General features: G+C 53.1%; 7 protein-coding genes. 4 read left to right on the top strand and 3 right to left on the bottom strand.

Going from position 1 to position 5674, the window contains the following annotated elements; all coding sequences use genetic code 11:
- Window positions 1-192, top strand: a 192-nt coding sequence (locus H6F43_RS14760; protein ID WP_242025632.1) for a DUF6761 family protein, incomplete at its 5' end; no start/stop codon positions are given.
- Window positions 193-491: 299 nt separating this feature from the next.
- Here the strand turns inward: H6F43_RS14760 and H6F43_RS14755 are convergent.
- On the bottom strand, window positions 492-749 hold the full coding sequence (locus tag H6F43_RS14755; RefSeq protein WP_190343493.1) for a hypothetical protein: 258 nt from the start codon (window positions 747-749) through the stop codon (window positions 492-494).
- 474 nt (window positions 750-1223) lie between these two features.
- Between H6F43_RS14755 and H6F43_RS14750 the strand changes: the two genes are divergently transcribed.
- Both H6F43_RS14750 and H6F43_RS14745 read left to right on the top strand, forming a co-directional pair.
- Entirely contained in the window at window positions 1224-1973 is a 750-nt protein-coding gene (locus H6F43_RS14750; protein ID WP_190343492.1) for a DUF4238 domain-containing protein, read from the top strand.
- Window positions 1974-2298: 325 nt separating this feature from the next.
- Window positions 2299-2835: a GNAT family protein gene (locus tag H6F43_RS14745; RefSeq protein WP_190343491.1), complete on the top strand. Its 537-nt coding sequence runs from the start codon at window positions 2299-2301 to the stop codon at window positions 2833-2835.
- A gap of 3 nt (window positions 2836-2838) precedes the next feature.
- Here the strand turns inward: H6F43_RS14745 and H6F43_RS14740 are convergent, their stop codons facing one another.
- Together H6F43_RS14740 and H6F43_RS14735 are read right to left on the bottom strand one after the other, a co-directional pair.
- Entirely contained in the window at window positions 2839-3933 is a 1095-nt protein-coding gene (locus tag H6F43_RS14740; protein WP_190343490.1) for a Gfo/Idh/MocA family oxidoreductase, read from the bottom strand.
- A gap of 87 nt (window positions 3934-4020) precedes the next feature.
- Window positions 4021-4821 carry a pentapeptide repeat-containing protein gene (locus tag H6F43_RS14735; protein ID WP_190343494.1) on the bottom strand — a complete coding sequence of 267 codons (801 nt, stop codon included), beginning with the start codon at window positions 4819-4821 and terminating at the stop codon, window positions 4021-4023.
- A gap of 10 nt (window positions 4822-4831) precedes the next feature.
- Between H6F43_RS14735 and H6F43_RS14730 the strand changes: the two genes are divergently transcribed.
- The coding region (locus H6F43_RS14730; RefSeq protein ID WP_190343489.1) for a phosphodiester glycosidase family protein at window positions 4832-5674 on the top strand (843 nt) is incomplete at its 3' end.

Raw genomic sequence — 5674 nt, 5'->3', positions numbered from 1 at the left:
GCCTTGGTTGACCTTTGGAATCGGGGCTACCGCTTTGACGACCTGCGCCTGTATGTCGATGGCTATCTGGCAGCACTTAAGCACAGCAGCAGTCTCGAACCCTTTCTGATCCATCGTTTGGAAGAAGAAATCATCCGCTATCTCCACGATCCGTCTAGTTTTGCTGATCCAGAGCCAGATTATTACAAATAATTCAGCCGCAGGACGCCGCAAGACTGTGCTCCTCTAGAGCGTGAACTGCGATCGCCTGGCTGCTTTTAGTACTTAAACAGCCGTATCACGCTGCGTCAATGCAGCAACTTTGCTCTTTCTAAATCCTAGTCAGGTCCCCGATTGCGCTGCTAAATGCCTGTCTCAGTTGATGAATGGCAGTAAATTCTACTGCGAACTTGTTTTGATGTTGTAGGGTAAACGCATCTAAAGCAGCAGCGAAGAACGGAAGAGGGCGATCGCGCAATAGAACTGCCGCGTCGCCCCTATTTTGCGATCGCTTATTTGCGTTGCTTGCGTGCGCGTCGTCGCGTCAGAATGCTCATGACTTCTCCGGGGTTGGGTCCGGGTAGCAGTTTACTCCATGTGCCGACTTGAGCAAAGCCGCGTCGATGTAGCTCATGCACCGTTTCGCGCACACCGTCGGGACTGCTGATGACGAGAACGCGCACCTCTTCCCATGAGTCGGAAGGGGCACGATCGGGAAGAGGCGCACCGGGAACGATCGGCGGCATCGATGACAAAAACGCTCGTAGCATTGGGATCTCCTGTACGTGTAGGGGAGGAAATCCCAAAAACTCAGCCACCCCACGACATAAGGAAGCAAGGTGGCTAGGAGAATGCTAAGATCCGCCCTTAGCCACCGTGACTGCCACGATCAGTCTCGGAGGTTAGCTACCCTTTGCTGCGACCAACAGCATCGGGTAGCGTCGCTGAATTTTTGGGAATACGGATTGCACGTGAGAGAACACACCTGCAACCTTAGTTTGTGAGGATAGCGGTAGTGCGGCTGTTCCGTCAATCCCTTGGCTGGAGAGTTTGGGACTGGGAGGAGCGATCGGTTGAGGGGATCTGAAAAAATACGGAAGTCCTCTCAATAATGTCCCATAGCGGAAATATCATGAGACAAACGTCTCGATATTGTTCCTCAAAGGGTGAATACACAGACACAAAGTCTTGATATTGTTCTAATCATGATGTTATCAAGATCTTTGTCTATGTAATAAGTTGTTATGCGACAACATCATATACCTAGATCCATTCTTAGACACTTTGCAGATGCAGAGGGCAAAATTTGGATGAAACGACGCGGTGCCTCACCCATACGGACTAAGGTGGAAAATGTTGCTGTCAAAAAAGATCAATACAAAACGCTTCATGATAGCCGACCTGAATGTTATGAAAAGCTATTGACTGCTTTAGAGAACCGGCTCAAACCAGCTTTGGAAGAGGTCATCTCTGAAGAACTACTTCCGTGTGAAGCTGAACGACAAAAAGAGTTAAGACTTTTTACGTCACTTCAACATGCACGCTCTCCAGCTACAAGGAAATTTATGAGCAGTGTTGTTTTACCTCACATTGCTAAAGAATCACCTATGAATATGGAAGTACAAGTGCAGATGAAGCTCGATTCAGAATATGATTTGCCGATGTTTATGGATCTTTATCAAACAGCCTTTAAAAATCTTGAACAGCTTCCCCTTTTTCTAATTCGTAGTGAAGATGATAGTTTTGTCTGTCCTGATGACCCCGTCTTCTTACAAAGTGATAGTCAAGGAAGAATTACGCTAGGGCTATTTCCAATAAGCTCTCGACTGCTTCTACAATTTGGGGGCTCTGATTGCAATTCAACTTGCGAGCCTGTTTCTGCCAATTTAGGAGCTGTTTTGAAATGGAATCAAGACTCAATTTATGAGTCTGTAGCTGTATATGGTCGATCAGAAGAAGCGGTTGACATGGCAGCAAAAGGTTGGCTGATCTAGTAACAGATCAGTGACTCGTAGAATATTTCGCACCTAAAGAGAGGCAGGGAAAAATATCACAAAGTTTAACAACATAACACTGCATTGGTGCGGACAGTACAAATATTGGTAGAAGTTCAAGACTATCTGCCGCCGCTGATTGAGAACGTTAGGCAGGGCAAACGCATCTAACTTGCCTAGAGAACAATAGTAGTGTTTTGGGTAGTTGATATCACTATCAGTAGTCAAATTACTTCTCAATAAACCTTAGCAATTTGATGTCATTAAGGAATCGTGAAGCGATCGGCTGTTGTTTAGGGGGACGAGATGAACCCGATTACACCCCATGTTTCACGTTCAGGTAGACAGCGAGATTGACTTGCGACTGTTGCAACCGCGTCATGCAGAGCCACTCTTTGCCTTAGTCGAGCAAAACCGAGATTACTTGCGCGAGTGGCTGCCGTGGGTCGATGGGACTCGATCGGCCGACGATTCCGAACAGTTTATTCAGCACTCCTTACAGCAGTTCGCTGACGGAAACGGCTTTTCGGCGGGGATTTGGTATCGCAGCGAATTAGCGGGCTGCATTGGCTTTCACGACCCCGATCGAGCAAAGGTGGAGCTAGGGTACTGGCTGGCAGAACCGTTTCAGGGCAAGGGCATCATGACGAGAGCCTGCCATCGTGTAGTGACCTATGCATTCAGTGAACTCATGCTGAATCGCGTGCAAATCTTTGCAGCAGCAACCAATCACAAAAGCCGTGCCGTTCCAGAGCGGTTGGGGTTCAAACAAGAAGGAATGTTACGAGAAACCGAATGGCTCTACGATCGCTTCATTGATTTAGTGGTTTATGGCGTGCTGGCGCAGGAGTGGTCGGAGTAGGACTTACGGCACCTGCACCCAAGCGCCCGTCTGATTCGACTGATGCGCCACATCCATCAGGTGTTGCGAGTACAGTCCCTCTTGCAGCGACGGTTCCACCGATCGTCCTTGATCGATGCCCTGCACCCAGCGATCCACAATCCGCACAAAGGGCGCAATTCGACCGTCCTCAAACGTGCGCGGAAACTCCAGATGTAAAGGAATCTCTAGCTCTGTCAGCGGTTCGCCCGCCGGACCGCCCCAGAGCTGAAAGCCGTGGACGTAATCCTTTTGGTTGCTGCTGCCCAAGACCAGCGTGCCGCGAGCGCCATAGACCTCGACCCAGTGCCCGCGTCCTTGGTACGTTGCTGCACTCAGGCAAACTTGGCAGGGCGTGCCGTCTGCCAGTTCCAACAGGATTGTACAGATGTCGTCGGCGTCTACAGGTTTAAGCTGTCCGCTGCTGGGCTCGGGACGCTCTGGCACCGACACCGCAAGGCGAGCACAGAGTTGCCGCACTGGACCGAATAGCCACGCAATGTAGTCAAAGGCATGAGAGCCGATCGCGCCCAACGCGCCGCCGCCTTTTTCTTTCTGGGCGTACCAGTTCCACGGACGCGATGCATCTGCCCGACTCGGCACTAGCCAGTCAATCTTAATCAGCCGCTTCTTGCCCACATAGCCCTCTGCCAGCAGTTCTGCCAATCGCAGCCACGCAGGAATGCAGCGAAACTCAAAGTTCAGCGCTGTCGCCAGTCCCCGTGAGGTGGCGAGGTGCAGCAGGTCTTCGGCTTCGGCAGCATGGAGCGTGGTGGGCTTTTCGAGTAGCAAGTGCTTTCCAGCATTTAGGACAATTTTTGCCTGCTCGTAGTGCAGAAACGGCGGCGTCGAGATGCTAACGCCCTGCACGTCGGGGAGCCGAACAATCTCTTCAACGGTCTGGCAGGCGTGCGGAATGCCGTGAGTTTGGGCGATCGCTTCTGCCTTCGCCAAATCCCGATGGTACACGGCGACAATCTGGGTTCGATGGTGCGCTTTAAACCCAGGAATGTGAACTTTCTGACCAAAGCCTGTTCCAACAATCGCTACGCCGATCGTTGATTGAGTCGAGGAAACCATACGTGCTAGGGGTATTCGCTGTCCTTAACACTATAGGGCGAAGGGGCAATGGCTGTTCGCAATTTCCGATTCGGCTGTGCAGTCTGGCTACTGACGATTCGGTTGACCCATTGCGTCAGAGAAATCGGTGTTGCATAAATTGGCTCCGTCGAATTGGGCGTCGGTGAGGTCGGCGGCGCGAAAGGAGGTGCCGATCGCGCGGTGGGCATCGCGCACAACCACCGTCAGCGAAACCAGCGTCAGCCAAAGATACAGCAGCGACAGCAGACCGAGGGCGGTGCCTTCGGCAAAGCGCTGGACGCTAAGGAACGCGATCGCCTGCGTCCCGATCAGAAAGGCGGCTCCGTATGCCATTAGCGTTCCGGATGTGGAAATGGCGATTTGCCAGCGTCCCTGCCACCGCAGACTTGCCGCTAGAAGTACCACGCTGCCTGCTACCGCTCCCACGAGCGCCGCCTGTGGGCTGTTGTTTGTGGCGCTGCCTACCTGGAAAAATCCTAGTATCGCGCCTGCCAGCGTTGCCGTAACCGTTTTCGTCAGGGTGCTGCGCCTCCACGCCCGACTTGCAGACGCCGCACCTGCCAGCATCAGCACCGCAAACAAAACCTGGACCAATAACCAGGTCCGATCGCCCGACCCGCTACCGAGTGAGCCATAGACAAGCTGATGGGTTGCGTAACCGACTAGCCCAACCGTGAGCGCGATCGCCGCGCCTAAGACGGCAATCTGGCGGCGACTCTGTCCTGCTCTTGCGCCAGAGAAATTCGCCTTGACCAGTCGCGCGCCGCTAAAATCGCAGCCCCGGATGTCTGCGCCACTGAAGTCGGCTTGAGTGAGATCTTGACGACGAAAGGATCGATTGCGTAGATCGTGGTTAGCAAAGCGCATAGGAAGAGGAATGGCGAGTAAAAACTGGCAGCGTTACGGATGGTGGGCGATCGGATTTGGCGTGCTGCTGCTACCACTGCTACTGTATGCGATGCCGCATTTCCTTCGCCCACCCAGAGTCGAAGCCGCACGATCGCTGTTTCCGGGCATTACCTATCAGCGGCAGGTTCGGTCTGTGCCGCGCCCGATGATGATTCATATCGTGGCGATCAATCTAACTGCGCCCGGAATCGGTGTGCTGGCGACACCGGGACAGGCGACGCCCGATGAGACAGAGACCACTGCCCGGACAACGTCTGAATTTTTGACGGAGTTTAAGCTGCAACTTGCCATCAACGCCAACTTCTTCCATCCGTTTCACGAAGAAAACTTCTGGAATTACTATCCTCGCAGCGGCGATCGCGTGAATCTGCTGGGGCTGGGAATTTCTAATGGAGCCGCTTACTCAACGGGTTGGAGCAACTGGGCGGCGCTTTGCTTCGGGGCGGATCGCCGCGCTCGGATTGAGGAAACGGGGAAGTGCCCATCTGGAACAGTGCAGGCAGTTGCAGGCAAGCAACTGCTTGTGGCTGGCGGCAAGCCGACCAGTAAATCTGCTTCTAGCACCGTGAAGTCCTACCCACGCGTAGCAGCGGCGGTTGATGCCGCAGGACAGAGACTTTGGCTAATTGCGATCGACGGCAAGCAGCCACACTACAGCGAAGGAGGTACGCTCGCCGAACTTGCTGAAATTGTGGTACAGCTAGGAGCCGACAAAGCGGTCAATCTTGATGGCGGTGGTTCAACGACGATCGTTGTCTCCAGCCCAACCGGACCGTACGCTCTCAACGCTCCAATTCACACCAAAATTCCT

Origin of the sequence: Leptolyngbya sp. FACHB-36 (genome assembly GCF_014695955.1) — a bacterium.
Taxonomy (GTDB): domain Bacteria; phylum Cyanobacteriota; class Cyanobacteriia; order Leptolyngbyales; family Leptolyngbyaceae; genus FACHB-36.
The sequence above is the reverse complement of the archived record's forward strand: the minus strand, read 5'-3'. Positions and strand labels throughout refer to the sequence as shown.

Bases quoted from the DNA above. Each gene is read 5' to 3' on its own strand.
- H6F43_RS14755 (WP_190343493.1), bottom strand. From the start codon at position 749: ATGCTACGAGCGTTTTTGTCATCGATGCCGCCGATCGTTCCCGGTGCG.
- H6F43_RS14750 (WP_190343492.1), top strand. From the start codon at position 1,224: ATGCGACAACATCATATACCTAGATCCATTCTTAGACACTTTGCAGAT.
- H6F43_RS14745 (WP_190343491.1), top strand. From the start codon at position 2,299: ATGTTTCACGTTCAGGTAGACAGCGAGATTGACTTGCGACTGTTGCAA.
- H6F43_RS14740 (WP_190343490.1), bottom strand. From the start codon at position 3,933: ATGGTTTCCTCGACTCAATCAACGATCGGCGTAGCGATTGTTGGAACA.
- H6F43_RS14735 (WP_190343494.1), bottom strand. From the start codon at position 4,821: ATGCGCTTTGCTAACCACGATCTACGCAATCGATCCTTTCGTCGTCAA.